Source organism: Pseudoalteromonas sp. bablab_jr010 (genome assembly GCF_016464105.1).
In the GTDB taxonomy this organism is placed as follows: domain Bacteria; phylum Pseudomonadota; class Gammaproteobacteria; order Enterobacterales; family Alteromonadaceae; genus Pseudoalteromonas; species Pseudoalteromonas simplex.
The window spans coordinates 15,436-31,593 of the sequence record NZ_JACDWV010000155.1 but is presented as its reverse complement, the minus strand read 5'-3'; the positions used below and the strand labels follow the sequence as shown (position 1 = coordinate 31,593).

General features: G+C 41.3%; 15 protein-coding genes. 10 read left to right on the top strand and 5 right to left on the bottom strand.

All coding sequences use genetic code 11. The features are described 5' to 3' along the window. The first annotated feature begins 147 nt into the window (after positions 1–147). A complete protein-coding gene (dnaK, locus tag JIG37_RS16210; RefSeq protein ID WP_138599790.1) occupies positions 148–2,070 on the top strand; it encodes a molecular chaperone DnaK in 1,923 nt (640 codons plus the stop codon). A 183-nt stretch (positions 2,071–2,253) separates the two neighbouring features. Beyond that, the gene (gene dnaJ / locus JIG37_RS16205) at positions 2,254–3,393 is read left to right on the top strand and encodes a molecular chaperone DnaJ (RefSeq protein WP_138599789.1); all 1,140 of its coding nucleotides are present in this window, start codon (positions 2,254–2,256) and stop codon (positions 3,391–3,393) included. Positions 3,394–3,455: 62 nt separating this feature from the next. On the opposite strand, the gene JIG37_RS16200 is transcribed toward dnaJ, so the two are convergent. Together JIG37_RS16200 and JIG37_RS16195 are read right to left on the bottom strand one after the other, a co-directional pair. Further along, on the bottom strand, positions 3,456–4,586 hold the full coding sequence (locus JIG37_RS16200; RefSeq protein WP_199529828.1) for an HlyD family secretion protein: 1,131 nt from the start codon (positions 4,584–4,586) through the stop codon (positions 3,456–3,458). Positions 4,587–4,589: 3 nt separating this feature from the next. Beyond that, positions 4,590–4,934: a DUF3302 domain-containing protein gene (locus tag JIG37_RS16195; protein WP_199529827.1), complete on the bottom strand. Its 345-nt coding sequence runs from the start codon at positions 4,932–4,934 to the stop codon at positions 4,590–4,592. Between the two features lie 457 nt (positions 4,935–5,391). On the opposite strand from JIG37_RS16195, the gene ybaK reads away from it, so the two are divergent. From ybaK to JIG37_RS16180, 3 genes are all read left to right on the top strand, one after another. Continuing rightward, positions 5,392–5,853: a Cys-tRNA(Pro) deacylase gene (gene ybaK / locus JIG37_RS16190; RefSeq protein WP_054552215.1), complete on the top strand. Its 462-nt coding sequence runs from the start codon at positions 5,392–5,394 to the stop codon at positions 5,851–5,853. Between the two features lie 118 nt (positions 5,854–5,971). Then, positions 5,972–6,454, top strand: a complete 483-nt coding sequence (locus tag JIG37_RS16185) for a DUF3015 domain-containing protein (RefSeq protein WP_054552216.1) — start codon at positions 5,972–5,974, stop codon at positions 6,452–6,454. A gap of 45 nt (positions 6,455–6,499) precedes the next feature. Continuing rightward, positions 6,500–8,320 (top strand): DUF4105 domain-containing protein, encoded by a 1,821-nt coding sequence (locus JIG37_RS16180; protein WP_199529826.1) that lies wholly within the window; start codon positions 6,500–6,502, stop codon positions 8,318–8,320. On the opposite strand, the gene JIG37_RS16175 is transcribed toward JIG37_RS16180, so the two are convergent. The 3 genes from JIG37_RS16175 to JIG37_RS16165 all read right to left on the bottom strand — a co-directional run bounded on the left by JIG37_RS16175 (position 8,317) and on the right by JIG37_RS16165 (position 10,472). After that, a complete protein-coding gene (locus JIG37_RS16175) occupies positions 8,317–9,573 on the bottom strand; it encodes a Y-family DNA polymerase (RefSeq protein ID WP_199529825.1) in 1,257 nt (418 codons plus the stop codon). The two genes, JIG37_RS16180 and JIG37_RS16175, sit on opposite strands and share 4 nt — an antisense overlap. Continuing rightward, positions 9,561–9,974 (bottom strand): translesion error-prone DNA polymerase V autoproteolytic subunit, encoded by a 414-nt coding sequence (gene umuD, locus JIG37_RS16170; protein WP_199529824.1) that lies wholly within the window; start codon positions 9,972–9,974, stop codon positions 9,561–9,563. Before umuD ends, JIG37_RS16175 begins: the two co-directional genes overlap by 13 nt. A 63-nt stretch (positions 9,975–10,037) precedes the next feature. Then, the gene (locus JIG37_RS16165) at positions 10,038–10,472 is read right to left on the bottom strand and encodes a MarR family transcriptional regulator (protein ID WP_199529823.1); all 435 of its coding nucleotides are present in this window, start codon (positions 10,470–10,472) and stop codon (positions 10,038–10,040) included. Between the two features lie 111 nt (positions 10,473–10,583). Here JIG37_RS16165 and JIG37_RS16160 point away from each other — a divergent pair, with 111 nt between their 5' ends. The 5 genes from JIG37_RS16160 (at position 10,584) to JIG37_RS16140 (ending at position 16,157) form a co-directional block, all read left to right on the top strand. Further along, the gene (locus tag JIG37_RS16160; protein ID WP_199529822.1) at positions 10,584–11,357 is read left to right on the top strand and encodes a siderophore-interacting protein; all 774 of its coding nucleotides are present in this window, start codon (positions 10,584–10,586) and stop codon (positions 11,355–11,357) included. A 67-nt stretch (positions 11,358–11,424) separates the two neighbouring features. Then, a complete protein-coding gene (locus tag JIG37_RS16155; RefSeq protein ID WP_138599782.1) occupies positions 11,425–12,420 on the top strand; it encodes an LLM class flavin-dependent oxidoreductase in 996 nt (331 codons plus the stop codon). A 174-nt stretch (positions 12,421–12,594) separates the two neighbouring features. Further along, positions 12,595–13,551, top strand: a complete 957-nt coding sequence (locus JIG37_RS16150; protein ID WP_063530327.1) for a patatin family protein — start codon at positions 12,595–12,597, stop codon at positions 13,549–13,551. A gap of 119 nt (positions 13,552–13,670) precedes the next feature. After that, positions 13,671–15,080: an alanine/glycine:cation symporter family protein gene (locus JIG37_RS16145; RefSeq protein ID WP_199529821.1), complete on the top strand. Its 1,410-nt coding sequence runs from the start codon at positions 13,671–13,673 to the stop codon at positions 15,078–15,080. Positions 15,081–15,107: 27 nt separating this feature from the next. After that, positions 15,108–16,157 (top strand): patatin-like phospholipase family protein, encoded by a 1,050-nt coding sequence (locus tag JIG37_RS16140; RefSeq protein WP_138599780.1) that lies wholly within the window; start codon positions 15,108–15,110, stop codon positions 16,155–16,157. Position 16,158 lies beyond the last annotated feature (1 nt).

Sequence of the window (16,158 nt, the reverse complement as noted above, 5' to 3'; positions counted from 1 at the left end):
CAGTGCTTTTTGAGGAAAAAACATGCATTTCAAAAAAAATTTCAAAAAAAAGTAAAATTTTTCATTTTTATAGTTGAATTCAGTTTCCTGCATCCCTATTTACTAGTCATCGAACGTATTAACGAATTTTGAAGTTGGAGAAGATTCATGGGTAGAATTATTGGAATCGATTTAGGTACTACTAACTCTTGTGTAGCAGTACTAGACGGTGATAAAGCACGCGTTATCGAAAACGCGGAAGGCGATCGCACAACACCATCGATCATTGCATACACGCAAGACGGTGAAACATTAGTTGGTCAACCTGCAAAACGCCAAGCAGTAACTAACCCAACTAACACATTATTTGCAATCAAGCGTTTAATTGGTCGTCGTTTTGAAGACGAAGAAGTACAACGTGATATCGGTATCATGCCTTTTAAAATTGTAAAAGCTGATAACGGTGATGCATGGGTTGAAGCGCGTGGCGAGAAACGTGCTGCACCACAAATTTCAGCAGAAGTGCTGAAAAAAATGAAGAAAACAGCAGAAGACTTCCTAGGTGAAGCGGTTACTGAAGCAGTAATTACAGTACCTGCATACTTCAATGACTCACAACGTCAAGCGACTAAAGATGCTGGTCGTATTGCTGGTCTTGAAGTTAAACGTATCATCAATGAGCCAACTGCCGCTGCACTTGCATACGGCATGGACAAAAATAAAGGTGAAAACGTTGTTGCAGTATACGACTTAGGTGGTGGTACTTTCGATATCTCTATCATCGAAATCGACGAAGTTGAAGGCGAGCACACGTTTGAAGTGTTAGCAACTAACGGTGACACTCACTTAGGTGGTGAAGATTTCGATAACCGTGTTATCAACTACTTAGTTGAAGAGTTTAAGAAAGATCAAGGTATCGACCTTAAAAACGACCCGCTTGCAATGCAACGAGTTAAAGAAGCTGCTGAAAAAGCGAAAATTGAACTTTCTTCTGCACAACAAACAGAAGTTAACTTACCGTACGTGACTGCTGACGCAACAGGTCCTAAGCACATGAACGTGAAAGTTACTCGTGCAAAACTTGAGTCACTTGTTGAAGACTTAGTAACTAAGTCAATTGAGCCACTTAAGCGTGCACTAGCTGATGCTGATTTATCAGTAAGCGACGTAAATGACATCATCCTTGTTGGTGGTCAAACACGTATGCCTCTAGTTCAAAAAACAGTTGCAGAGTTCTTTGGTAAAGAGCCACGTAAAGATGTTAACCCTGATGAAGCAGTTGCAGTAGGTGCAGCGATTCAAGGTGGTGTATTAGCTGGTGACGTTAAAGACGTACTTCTACTTGACGTATCTCCGTTATCACTAGGTATCGAGACTATGGGTCAAGTAATGACTGCGCTAATCGAGAAAAATACGACGATTCCTACTAAGAAATCACAAGTTTTCTCAACAGCTGAAGACAACCAATCAGCGGTAACGATTCACGTATTACAAGGTGAGCGTAAGCGTGCAAGCGATAACAAATCACTAGGTCAATTTAACCTAGAAGGTATTCGCCCAGCACAACGTGGTACGCCACAAATCGAAGTAACATTCGACGTAGATGCGGACGGTATCTTACATGTATCTGCTAAAGATAAAGATACAGGTAAAGAGCAGAAGATCACAATCCAAGCTTCTTCAGGTCTAAGCGACGATGAAGTAGAAAAAATGGTTCGTGATGCTGAAGCGCACGCTGAAGAAGATAAGAAATTCGAAGAGCTAGTAGCAACTCGTAACCAAGCTGATGCAATGGTTCACGGTACACGCAAGCAAATCGAAGAAGCGGGTGATGCATTACCTGCAGAAGATAAAGAAGCAATCGAAGCTGCGCTTACTGAGCTAGAAGCGGCGATTAAAGGTGATAACAAAGAAGAGATTGAAGCGAAAACTCAAGCTCTTGCTGAGAAGTCACAAAAGCTAATGGAAATTGCACAAGCTAAAGCACAGCAACAACAAGGTGGTGCGGATGCAGGTGCACAACAATCTTCTGCAAAACAAGACGACGATGTTGTTGATGCAGAGTTCGAAGAAGTGAAAGACGACAAGTAATTGCTTGTTTCGCTTCTGCCTAACGCATTAATGGCTGCTTTGTTTAGCCAATTAAGTTAGGATGAAATGATTGAGGCGCGCCAGCGATTTCGCTTGACGCGCCTTTTGCATGTATATAAACGGTAAAGTCGTTCGACTTACCTTACGCAGTGTAACTGCAGTAAAAAGAGTAGTGTGATAGATATGTCAAAAAGCGATTATTATGAAGTTCTCGGCGTGAGCAAAGATGCCAGCGAACGAGACATAAAAAAAGCGTATAAGCGCTTAGCGATGAAATATCATCCAGACCGTACCGCAGGCGATAAAGAACTTGAGTCTAAATTCAAGGAAGTAAAAGAAGCCTACGAAGTACTAACTGATGACCAAAAACGTCAGATGTATGATCAATATGGTCACGCAGCCTTTGAACAAGGTGGTGGCGGTCATGGCGGTGGCTTCGGCGGCGGTCATGGTGATTTTGGTGATATTTTCGGTGATGTGTTTGGAGATATCTTTGGTGGTGGCGGTGGTCGTCGTCAATCGCGTCAACAACGTGGTTCGGACTTACGTTACAACATGGATTTAAGCCTTGAAGAGGCCGTTCGTGGTAAAGATGTCGAAATTAAAGTACCAACTTGGGTTAGCTGTAAGCCATGTGATGGTAGCGGTGCAAAAGCGGGTTCTAAACCAAAAACATGTACTACCTGTCATGGTGCTGGTCAAGTACAAATGCGCCAAGGTTTCTTCGCGGTTCAGCAAACTTGTCCTACGTGTCAGGGCACAGGTCAAATTATTTCTGATCCATGTGACAGCTGTCATGGTCAAGGTCGCGTAGAAAAAACTAAGACCTTATCAGTGAAGATCCCAGCGGGTGTTGATACAGGTGACCGTATTCGTCTATCAGGCGAAGGTGAAGCGGGCATGCATGGTGCACCAGCAGGTGATTTATACGTTCAGGTTTCTGTTCGTGAACACCCGATTTTCCAACGTGATGGTAATAATCTGTATTGTGAAGTTCCAATTAGCTTTACGACAGCAGCACTGGGTGGCGAAATTGAAGTGCCGACACTGGATGGTCGTGCAAAACTGAAGATCCCATCAGAAAGCCAAACGGGCAAGATGTTCCGTATGCGTGGTAAAGGTGTTAAGTCTGTACGTAGTGGCGCTCAAGGTGACTTGATCTGTAAAGTGGTTATTGAAACGCCAGTGAATCTAAATGACCGTCAACGTGAATTGCTTGAAGAGCTTGAGCAAAGCATGGGTAAAGATGGCTCTAAAAACCGTCCAAAAGAAAAAGGTTTCTTTGATGGTGTGAAGAAATTCTTCGATGACCTAACTAAGTAACTTCTAGTTAAGTAACTTGAGTTCGAGAATAAAAAGGCGCTGATAAGCGCCTTTTTTATGCCTTAATGATCTAAGAATAGGTAGTTTTGCCAACTTTTCATTCTGATCAATACTTTACGCATCACTGATACGTGTTCGAAGTGTTCTGAATAAACTGCAACTTCTGTGCTTGTTCCTTGTGGCAGGTGATATTCACTCATGTCATCGGTGATTTTTAAGGTGACAATTGCGCGCCCTTGACGAGCAAAAAACTCAGTGCCCATCAGTGTGCCTTGTGCTTGCACTTGCCCTTCGCCAATCGCAGGTAATACATCGATTACTTCGCCTGCAAAGGTTTTGCCCGGAATAGCTTTAAAAATAAAATCTGCTTTGTAGCCAGACTCGAGTCTTAATAGTGAATTTTGTCTAAATGCAGCGACGTAAACGGCATCTTCTTTGTGCACAAAGGTCATTACTGGGCGTAATGGCATTGGTACTGCAATCATCCCAGGGCGTAATGTTAGTTGTGTTACATAGCCATCAGTAGGTGCATAAACGCTTGTGCTGTCTAAGTTAAATTGAGCTTGCTCTAAATTAGCGCGAGCTGCGGCAATTTTAGTTTGCTCACCGTTTATTTCAGACTCAAATGCTAGTTTCTGGCGTAACTCTTCGGCTTGTGCTGCTTCGTAGCTTGCCTTTGCTGCTAAATATACACCTAATTTATTATCAACTTGGCCTTTTGAGTAAGCACCGCTTTTTGCGCCTTTTTCATAACGTTCGTATTCTTTCTTGCTACGATCATATTCAGCTTTAGCCATTAGGGCACTGGCTTGTGCTGATTTATAGCTCGCTTCTAAACCGAGCACTGACTGTTTTGCATCCTGCAAAGCGGCAATCGCTTGATTTAGTTTGGCTCGATATAAGGTATCGTCTATGCGAAACAATAAGTCACCTTTTTTAACCGGCTGATTTGGCTTTACTGCAACCTCTTCAACGGTACCACGTACATTTGGCACAATGGGTGTTGTGACATAGGCACTGCTGGCCATATTTGAATGTGGATGATTATAGTTCATTAATAGGATTAAAGCGCCTATCAGTACCACACCACCGAGTACCGCGGTGGGTACTGTCCATTTATTAAGTGGGATTTTAAACACTTTAAAGATACCAATGCACAATGCGGTATAAGTGAGAATTAATAACAAATCCATAGTCTAGTTCTCTTTATTATTCGATTGAGCATTTATTTGTGCTTGTAGTGCTGCAACCGTGGCTGTCAGGCTAGCTACTTTCTCAGCTAAGTCTTCCTGTTCCTTTTGAATTTGGTTAAACCCCCAGCCACGGTCATCACGCCATAATGTCGCCCAAACCCATAAAAATGGCCACAGCACATGTAGGGTAAACAGGCTAACCCAGCCTGCATAATGGATGGCATCTTGGTGAGGGTGATTACGTTTTTTGGCAATTTCGTAGGGAATATCGTGAATGGCAATAACACCATAAAATATTACTACCGTTACAAACACTAGCATGACCAGTGCAAAGTAGTCTAAAAACATCTATCTTCCTTTGTTAAATTAATACCTAATTTATAATACGTTAAATTGACCCTATTCCTAATCGGCATTTTCAGATTTAATCTAATACAACATAATAGGCAGAATCATCAAGACATCTGCACAATGTTACATCATCAGAGAATACCGTTTTTTGAATCTTCCCTTTATTTAGACCAAGTGTTTGACATTTATTTTGGCAATCAATAAAGGAGTTCCACGCTAAGTATTCGTTGCAGATAAAATTAATCGTATACAACAGGGTGAGTATGATAAGTAACTGCTTAACCAGATATAGGCTATTAGCTCTAGACATTTTCATTACCTTGCGTAGTGTCTATCACTTAAGTGTAGTTCATTTTACTTAAATTAGTACGATTGTAGGCTTTGATTAATTGCTTTTAGACTACCGTTCACGTTATGTTTTTTATCGTTCAGCATTCAGTATTTGGAAGAAGTAATGACACCGGCTATTAATTTATTACAAAAGAAAGGTATTAATTTTGATGTGCTCAGCTATCAACATGATCCTTCAAAGCAACAGTTTGGTCTTGAAGCGGTTGAGAAGCTAAAGCTCCCTGCTGAGCAAGTATTTAAAACTTTAGTACTTGAAGATACTGAGCATCAGCTTTTGGTTGCTATTGTGCCAGTGAGCCAGCAAGTTAACTTGAAAATGCTAGCAAAGGCGGCAAAGGTTAAAAAAGTGCAGATGGCTCCACAACAAAAAGTCGAAAACACGACAGGTTATATTTTAGGTGGGGTGAGTCCGCTAGGTCAGAAAAAGCGATTAATGACGTTTGTTCATCAATCAGTATCTAATTATGAAAAAGTATATGTTTCCGCGGGTAAACGTGGATTAGAGATTTCTATAGATCCTAACGATTTATGTGCTTTGTTAGGTGCTAGATTGGCTGATTTTTAATCATATAACGGTGTTTTTTCCTAATTTCGGAAATTACTTATTGTACTGAGGCTATTTATAGATAAGCTGTTCATGCGTTATTAATTCTAATAACGAATTATCTTAAAGGATTCAGGATATGAAAAAAATTATTGCTATTTCTGCACTTACTCTTCTTCCACTTTCTAATGCGATGGCTGATCAAGATATCGGCTGTGGTCTAGGTTCGCAACTTTTCGCAGGCCAAGAAGGTAAAGTTGTTAAAGTATTAGGTGCGACGACAAACGGTACATCTGGTAACCAAACTTTTGGTATCACATTTGGTACGTTAGGTTGTGACGGTACAGGTACTGTTACGGCGTCAACTAAAGTAGCAACATTTATTGATGGCAACATGGAACAACTTGCGCGCGATATGTCTCGTGGTGAAGGCGAATCACTAGATACACTTGCGGAAGTTTGGGGTGTTCAAGCTCAAGATAAAGCGGCGTTTAATAAATTAGTACAGGCTCAGTTTACTCACGTTTTCACTTCTGAAAATGTTACTTCTCAAACTGTACTAGAAAACCTTAACAACCTTGTAGCGAGTGACTCACAGCTATCTTCTTACACTTTATCTTAAGTGTTAATATTCTTATCTAAAGCCCGTTTAGGGCTTTTTTATTTTATGTTTAAATTTCTTATTGTTGCTGCGTTTGTTTTGAGTAGCTCGGCTTATTCTGCTACAACAATACACAATATCGCATCCCATCCATACTGGCTTAAATTAGGCCATTATCAGCAATCAATCTCGGGTTCACATGAAAGTGAGGTTGATAGCCATAGCTTTTTTCTTTCGGTTAATGGAAAGTTTGATCCTCATGCTGAACTTTTAGCTACTATCGAAGCGTTTCAGAGTGAGAATAATGATGTTACTTGTCAGTTCCCTGCTCGTTATCAATGGTTAAAGCAAAACTTTTATTCGGAGTGGCCTGAGTTAGCTTGCCCTGAAATTAAGACATGGCAAAAGCTTATAAACCCAAAGGGGATGACTTTAGTTTTTCCTACCGCTTTTATGAATGATCCAGCTTCTATGTTTGGTCATACCTTGTTACGAATTGATGCTAAAGATCAAACTCGCAGTAGAGAACTGATTGCATTTGCAGTCAATTTTGCTGCTGAACCTGATGCAACTGATAATGCAGCTTTATATGCTCTTAAGGGGCTTATAGGTCAGTATCCTGGTAAGTTCACATTAATGCCATATTATCGCAAGGTTCGTGAATATAATGATTTGGAATCTCGTGATATGTGGGAATATAAATTAGCTTTGTCTGAGTCTGAAATTCAGCGTGTTTTACTACATTTATGGGAACTGCAATGGGCTACATTTGACTATTTTTTTATTGATGAAAATTGTTCTTATCAATTATTAGCGCTATTGCAAGTGGCACGTGATGATCTTAACTTAACTAATAATTTTTCTAGTCATGCTATTCCTTCTGATACTGTCAAAGCACTTGCTGAACACAAACTTTTATCTATGCCTCGATATCGTCCTGCATCTGGCACCATGCTAATTAACTACGAAAGCCAGTTGACTGATGAACAAATTGATATTGCACGTAAATTAAAAAATGGCGGACCACTCAGTGGGTTTTCTTTAACAGCGGAACAAGCTGTGCCTGTACTTGAAATGGCATACGAGTGGTTAAATTATCAATACTACGACCAAGGTTTAGAACGTGAAGCAATTGCGCCTAGATTAACGGCCTTACTGCACCAGCGTAGTAAATTACTTTTGCCTTCGCCCTTTGCAAGACCTGTAACACCCAGCATTAGCCCTGAAAAAGGTCATGATTCTAGTCGTTTTGGAATGGTATTTAATCATTTTAAGTATTCAGAAAATCGCTACGGTTTTAGTTATCGAATGGCGTACCATGACTTGTTAGATAACGCTGGTGGATTTATACCTGGCGCGCAAATTAGCTTTTTTGATATAGAGGGAGATCTAGACTCTCAGGGGAATGTCTATTTAGAGCATGTGTATTTTATTGATGCAATGTCGTTAGCTCCAGATAATCGTTTGTTTGACTCTTGGTCTTGGAATATGCGTGTTGGTTTTGACCGTAAACCTACTGACGATAAACGTAAGGGAAGAGCCTTCATACAAGGCGGTTATGGAAAATCATTCGGTGATGCATCAGGCTTTCAAAGTTACTTTCTTGCGTCTTCGTTATTACAAGCTGGAGAGCTTACTGATTCAGTCTCGCTTGGCTTTGGCACAGAATTTGGACTAATTTGGCAAGCAAGTGATGCGCAAAAACTTGCTCTAACAGCACAGGGATTTTGGCTTGCTAATGATGCGAGCACAAATCATCAAATTGAGCTTGCTGCTCATTGGCAAATTGCACTTGCTCAAAACTGGGGATTAAGAAGTTCATATGTTTATCAAAATCAACAAAGTACTGAGCAGCAGTTAAAACTACAGTTATTCCATTACTTTTAACAATGTATTTTCGGTAGGTTATGCCAGCGGGTTGTGTAATGAGGCGATAAGTACGCGCGTTTCATATGCCAACGGGTCGTAGGAGTTTCGCTGGCTATGGCAAGGGTACCCACGCCATAACGGGTGTTAATGCTATCAAGACACTGCATCAGTTTAGGGTTATCGATAGGTGCTTGAAACAAATCAGGTTGCTGAAACATGTGGCTCGATAACTCTAGGGCACCTACACCACATTTATAAAATCGCACCCCTGGTTTATAAAGATGATCAAATACCTCGCTGATAGCATTGGCAAACACACAACTATCGGCGGTGGCGACACTAAACTCATAAATATAGGACTTTTTATAATAGCCATCTTGATGAGGAGAGCTGGCCACAAACATTAATAAGCGTTGAGTGTGTGAGCCTTGCGCACGTAGTTTTCTTGCCACAATGACACAATGATTGATCAGTGCCGTTTTTAGCGCGGTGGCGTCAGTGATACGCTCTCCAAAACTACGGGTCGAAAAAATCTCTTTTTTGTCTTGGCGTACTTCATCCCAGGCTAAGCAGCTTTTTCCGCGTAACTCGTTCACTGTGCGCTCTAATACAATACTAAACAGGCGTTTCATTTTTCGTGGATCTTGCTCGGCTAAATCAAAAGCCGTATTGATATTCATTGCTTTGAGTTTTTTAGCTAAGCGTCGACCAACGCCCCAAACATCTTGTACGTCCATGGCTTTTAAAATGGTTATCCGTGAAGCTTCTGAGTCAATCACTGCAACGCCATCAAAGCCGGGGAGTTTTTTAGCTGCATGATTGGCGGCTTTGGCAAGGGTGGCTGTTGGGCCAAATCCAACCCCAACAGGTAGCTTTGTTTCGCGCCATACGGTACGGCGAATATCATGGCCATAACGATGCCAATCGTGAATAAGCTTATTGAAACCAGTAAAGTTTAAAAATGATTCATCAATAGAATATATGTGCTGATTATCGCAAAAGCGGCCAATCACGTTCATCATTCGCTCGCTTAAATCCGCATACAGCTCATAGTTAGATGAGCGGATCACCACTTGGTTATCTTCGAGTATTTTCTTTACTTGAAAATAAGGCTGAAATTTTGGAATAGCCAGCTTTCGTGCAATAGGGCACACGGCACAAATACAGCCATCGTTGTTGGTGAGCACCACAACCGGTTTACTACGAATAGCCGGATCAAATACTTTTTCGGCGCTGGCATAAAAGGCCACAGCATCGACTAAGGCGTACATGCTAACAGCTCTTTACTACTGCGATGTAAGCGAATTGAGCGAGTAACCACGCCTTCTAACTGAAACTCATCCGATTGGCGTAGTTGCACCGCGGGGTATTTAGGCGAGGCTGATAATAACTGAGCATTGTGTTTATCTAATAGCTTACAAACAAATAAACCATTTAGATTCGCGACAATGACATCGCCATTTTTAACACCTTCGGCGCGATCAACCAGTAATAAGTCACCATCAAAAATCCCCACACCTTGCATTGATTCGCCAGAGGCAATACCAATAAATGTTGCATCAGGGTGTTTAATCAATAGCTGATCTAATGATAAGCCTAGCTCTTTGTATTGTGCTGCCGGTGATTCAAAACCACATACGCCAGCTTCGATATAAATAGGAATAACACGCATAACAAAACCACTATACTGTACATTTATACAGTATAGTGGTTTGTGGTTATCTTGCCAATAAGATCACGGCGTGTTGTGATTGATACTTTCGATCATAGTTGTGGCAATAGCGATGAAATCACGTACTTGCTGATCCGTTAAACCGTGGCAAAGTTTGGCATCAACCTCTTGCTCTGCAACTTCTAAGCGCGAGAACAGGGCGTTACCTTGATCAGTAAAGGATAAAATTAAACAGCGTTTGTCATTTTCGTCGGCACATTTAGAAACCAGTTCAAGCTTTATAAGCTCTTTTACTAAGCGTGCTATTTGTGCTTTATCACGCCCTGTTTTGGTAACAATATCATTAGCGGTACAGTGCTGTGTTTCGGCAATGATATGTAAACAGCGTACATGCAGCGCATTAAGGCCAAGCTCGTTGGCGTTAATGGCTTCGCGTACAGTGACACGGTAACTTTGTGCCAGTGTAAATAAAGCAGAAGAAAGCGAGGTTTGTGGCATGGTTCACCTAAGTTCAGTTGGTGGATTTAGTTGACAAAGTCAATTAAAAGCGTATAGTTGACTATATCAACTATCGGGGCGTTGTGCAATTTAACCAGCTAGGAGAGAAAGATGGCTAGAAAAGTTCGTCGTGCAAACGTATTAAGTACTACACGTATTTCCCCGCATCTACAAAGAATTGTTGTTGGCTCAGACGAGTTTGCTGACTTCCCGCAAGATGCAAAAGGTGCGTACGTAAAGGTATTGCTCCCGCATGTCGGTGAATCTAAGGTTGAACTTGATTTACACGCTGAGCATCCTGCATTAATGCGTTCTTACACTATTCGCGATATCAACCCAATTAACGGTGCAATTACCCTCGATTTTGTGGTTAACCAACATCAAGGCGTGGCAACCAACTGGGCACAAAATGCGCGTGTAGGCGACGAAGTCGGTATAGCGGGCCCAGGCCCTAAAAAACTCACAGATTTTACGCAAACACATTATTTAATGCTGGCAGATTTAACCTCTGTCAATGCAATCAATGGCTACTTACAAGCCCTGCCACAAGATGCCACTGTCGATGTCATTATTCATGTTGCGGATAAAGCCGACATTATTGAACTTGAGCAGATTGAAGCACACAGCCAACATAGTGTTGAATGGCTAGTTACAGATGAGCCAGAAACTGATCTACTCGATCAAGTAACACGCTTATGCGCAGGTTATAACGCGCAACCTATGGTGTTTATGGCGCTAGAAGCAAATTTGGTGAAGGCAATTCGCCGCTTAATTACAAGCAGTTTTGAAATTGATCGTGAACACATTGTTGCATCGGCCTATTGGAAGCGTGGTATTGATGCCGATGGCCTTAAGGTGGAAAAACAGCAACAAAGCCGTGCCTAATTAGCATTTGAAAAATAGCCATTCGCTCTCATTAACTAATTATAAAGAGTTAAACTTTGGAGAGCGAATGTCAGACCTTAGCAACACACCTTTTTCATTGCTTGAATTGAGCCCAATGAAAGAGCACGAAACCGTTTCGCAAACACTAGCAAATAGTGTTACCTATGCACAAACAGCCGACAAACTGGGTTTTAATCGGTTTTGGATGGCAGAGCATCATAATATGCGCGGTATCGTGTGTGCCGCAACTTCAGTACTGATAGGTCATATCGCAGGTAAAACTCAGAATATCCGCGTAGGTGCAGGTGGGGTGATGTTACCTAACCATCCACCGCTGGTGGTTGCTGAGCAATTTGGCACACTGGAGAGTTTATACCCCGGTCGCATTGATTTAGGTTTAGGCCGAGCACCAGGTAGTGACCCAATTACCAGCCGTGCTTTGCGCCGTGACGAACAACGTGCTGAGCACTTCAATGATGAAGTAACTGAGCTGCAAGCTTTACTTGGCCCATATAAAGGTGACTCTCCAGTACGCGCAATCCCAGGTGAAGACACTAATGTGCCAATCTGGTTACTGGGATCAAGTCTTTATAGTGCTGGACTTGCGGCAAAAAAAGGTTTGCCATATGCATTTGCTGGGCATTTTGCTCCACGATTTGTTGAAGATGCCATTGCATTGTATCGCAGAGAATTTCAACCATCTGAGGTATTAGATAAGCCATACGTCATGCTTGGTTTACCCGTTGTTGCCGCTGACACCGACGAACAAGCACAGTTTTTAGCAACCACAGCGAAACAACGTATCTTAGCACTTATGCGCGGCAAGCCACTTTGGCTTAAAGAGCCAGTTGCAACAATGGAAGGGTTGTGGACAGCGCAAGAAAAAATGCAAGTAGAAAACTTTTTAGGACTTTCTGTTGTGGGCGGTCAAGCGAGCGTTAAGCATAAGCTGAGTATGATTAAACAAACGCTACAGGTTGATGAGTTTATTTTTACAAATGACCTGTATGAATTGAGTGACAGACAACATGCGCTGGAAATATTAGCAAGCATCATGCGCTAATACGGTTTAGCAAATAGTGAATGCGTGTAATGAGTTTTTATGCGCATTGCTTAAGCCCTGACACTCATTTATCAAACGGTTTTATAGATTAATTCAATTTATATAATCCGTTTTAAGGATTGAATTTAACTTTATACAATACATTTATTAACCATTACCCTAGGAAGGTGCACCGTGAAATCTCAAACAATTGCCGCAGTAGAACCACAAACAAAAACAGCATTAATCGCTGAGGGTGGTGGGCAACGAGGGATTTTTACCGCAGGTGTACTCGATGCGTGGTTAGAAAATAATTACGATCCATTCGATTTATTCATTGGTACATCAGCAGGCTCACAAAACTTAACAAGTTATTTAGCGCGTCAAAAAGGCTATGCAAAACGTTTGATCAGAGGACTTTCGCGGCATAAACGTTTTTTCCAACTTGGCCGCGGGCTGTTTGGTAAAAGCATTGTTGACCTTGATTGGTATTTTGATAAAACCAAAGAAGTAAACCGTGCCTTAGATTTTAAAACAGCAACGCAAAGCCTAGGCAAACGCGAACTGTTGATCACAACCACTAACGCGGCTGATCGTAAACCCTATTACTTGAGCCCGAATGGTGAAGATACGCAATGGTTGGCCTTGTTAAAAGCATCAAGCGCATTACCGTTTTTATATAAAGATGGCGTTAACTTAACTCCTTGGCTAACAACCAAGGCCGCAAATGATGCCATTATTCAAAGCTCTAATACTGATTTAGTCCATGATATGTATTTAGATGGGGGCTTAGCTGCACCTTTACCTGTGAAAGAGGCCTATAATCGTGGTGCTCGTGATATTGTGGTTATTCGTACTGTTGATGAAAACTTTCAAGTGCAATCTGAATGGGTAAATAAGTTAAAATCACTCGTTTGCGTATCGGGTTATTGCCCTAAAACCATTGATTACTTGGTTCAACACGAACAAGCTTATCAAGATGAATTAGATTTCATTGCAAACCCACCAAGTGATGCCCGTATCACACAAATTTTTGCAGGTGATAAATTACGCAGTAAACTGCTGGGTAGTACAGATTCAGATCTCCGCTATGATCACAAATTAGGCTTAGCGGCAGGTCGTGCCTTTTTACAGCAACAACTGCTAAATTAGTTGGGAGCAGGCTCGGGTAATTAATCCCATTGCCTACTTGAGATATTTGTAAATAGAGTTAAAGTGGTTAGCTATTCACTTTTTGTGATTTTTTATCTATAAAACAATAAAGGCTTGCCATGTTTAACAGTGCTGTATCGACAATCAATGGTCTTCTTTGGGGGGAAGGCCAAATTCTTATCTATATTCTTCTGTTTGCTGGGAGCTGGTTTTCGGTAAGGTTAAAAGCGATTCAATTGGTTAAGTTTCGCCATATGTTTAGCCTGTTAAAGTCGAGTAGCAGCACAGATAAAAACTCAATTAGTTCGTTTCAAGCTTTATGTACTGGTCTTTCAGCCCGTGTAGGTACCGGTAACCTTGCAGGGGTTGCCGTTGCTATTTCGTTAGGGGGCAGTGGTGCAATATTTTGGATGTGGGTGATTGCCATTTTGGGCATGGCCACAGGATTTGCTGAGAGCGTACTTGGGCAAGTTTATAAAGTCAGGGATGCCAATGGCGAGTTTAGGGGCGGGCCTGCTTATTATATTCAACAAGGCTTAGGCAGTAGAGCGCTTGCAGTGTGTTTTGCTTTTTGCTTGTTTCTTGGTTATGGCTTTACGTTTAGTGCCATGCAAACGAATACCATTACCGATGCTCTCAATTACGCATTTGAAATTCCAACACTGTATTCAGGTATTGTGATCACAATATTGGCAGGCTCTATTATTTTAGGTGGCTTTAAAGCTATTGCCCGCTTTGCTGAACGCATTGTGCCAGTTATGGGCATTTTATTTGTACTAGCCGCTATCATAATTACTTTACTAAATATCGGTAAAGTGCCTGCGATGATTGAAGATATTTTACTTTCAGCCTTTGGCTTACAAGAGGCAGGCGCAGGGGCTATGGGCGCCGCAATTAAAAACGGTATTCAGCGAGGGCTTTATTCAAATGAAGCCGGAGCGGGGAGTGTGCCACATGCATCTGGCTGTGCATCGCCAGTACCAAACCACCCAGTCACTCAAGGTTACATTCAAATGCTTGGGGTGTTTTTTGACACTATTGTGCTGTGTAGTTGTACGGCGGTGATTATTTTATTGGCTGATATTGATATTAGCGGCGAAATGGAAGGAATACGCTTAACTCAATCTGCGATGACAGCGCATATGGCCGCTGGTGGCATTTACTTTGTAGCGGCTGCAATTTGCTTATTTGCGTTTACTTCTGTGGTTGCAAACTATGCCTACGCAGAAAGTAACCTACATTTATTTAAACTAGATAATAAACTCGGCCGAGGTATTTATACCTGTTTATATTTATCCATGATGATTTGGGGCGCATCTGCCACCATTAAACAAGTGTGGGATCTTGCAGACATTGCTTTAGGTTTAATGACAGTGGTGAACGTTATCGCTATCATACGCTTAACGCCAACCATCTTATCTGTGACAAAAGACTACCATAGTCAACGTGAAGCAGGCCAAGAACCGAGTTTTGATTCTGAAAAAGTACAGGTTCAAGGTCAAACAGAGCAAGGTATATGGCGCAAATAAGCTAAAACAATAACGAGAAAAGTAACCATGATAGATATTTATGCAGGGCCTAGTGCTGCAAAAGTAATTCAAGAGCAAGGTCTGTCTGCCGATTTGTTTAATACCTTTTTAGGAGCAAGCGGCGGGCCCAAGTGGTTTACATTATTTGGTTTGGATAAATATCTATTTGGTGAATTTTTTAAAGACCGTACCACACCTTTAAACTTATTAGGGTCAAGTGCCGGTGCATTTAGATCTGCTTGTTTTGCACAAAATGACCCTGTTGCTGCAATATCTCGATTAGCAAAGTCTTACTCTGAAACACGCTATTCATCGAATAAAGCAAAACCAGAAGAAATAACAACAAAAGCACGAGAGTTATTAACCACTGTATTTGCTGAAAATGGTATTCACGAAATCATTAACAACCCGATTTTTAAAGCCCACTTTATAGTTGCAAAATCGAATGGCTTTACAGCATCAGAAAACAAAGTGATGCAGTTAATGGGGTTATCTAAAAGCTACTTAGTCAATCGAATGAATAGACGTTTGTTAAGTAAGCAATATGAACGTTATGTATTTCAGCCTGCGGATAGTCAGTTATCTTTTTCCGATAATAATACTTTCAATACCCATACTATTGAGCTAAGCGAAGATAATTTAGCGGATGCTTTGCTTGCTTCAGGCTCTATTCCATTAGTAATGCAAGGCATTAAAAATATAACAGGAACACCACCAGGTATGTATCGTGATGGCGGTATTATCGATTATCACTTTGACTTAAGTATTCATAATGACGGGCTAATATTATATCCGCATTTTAATAATAGCCCAAAGGCAGGTTGGTTTGATAAGAGCCTAAAGCGCGGTATTACCCCGAGTAACTATGATAACGTAGTGATGATCACCCCATCAGCGGAATTTGTCGCTTCATTACCTTATGGAAAAATTCCCGATCGTAAAGATTTTACAGAACTTGATGCTGATATACGAATCAAATATTGGCAACAAGTATTCAAAGAAACCGAACGGCTAGCAGAGGCATTTGATACGGTATGTACTAATAAGCACACACCGAAAATAAACCTTATCAAATAAT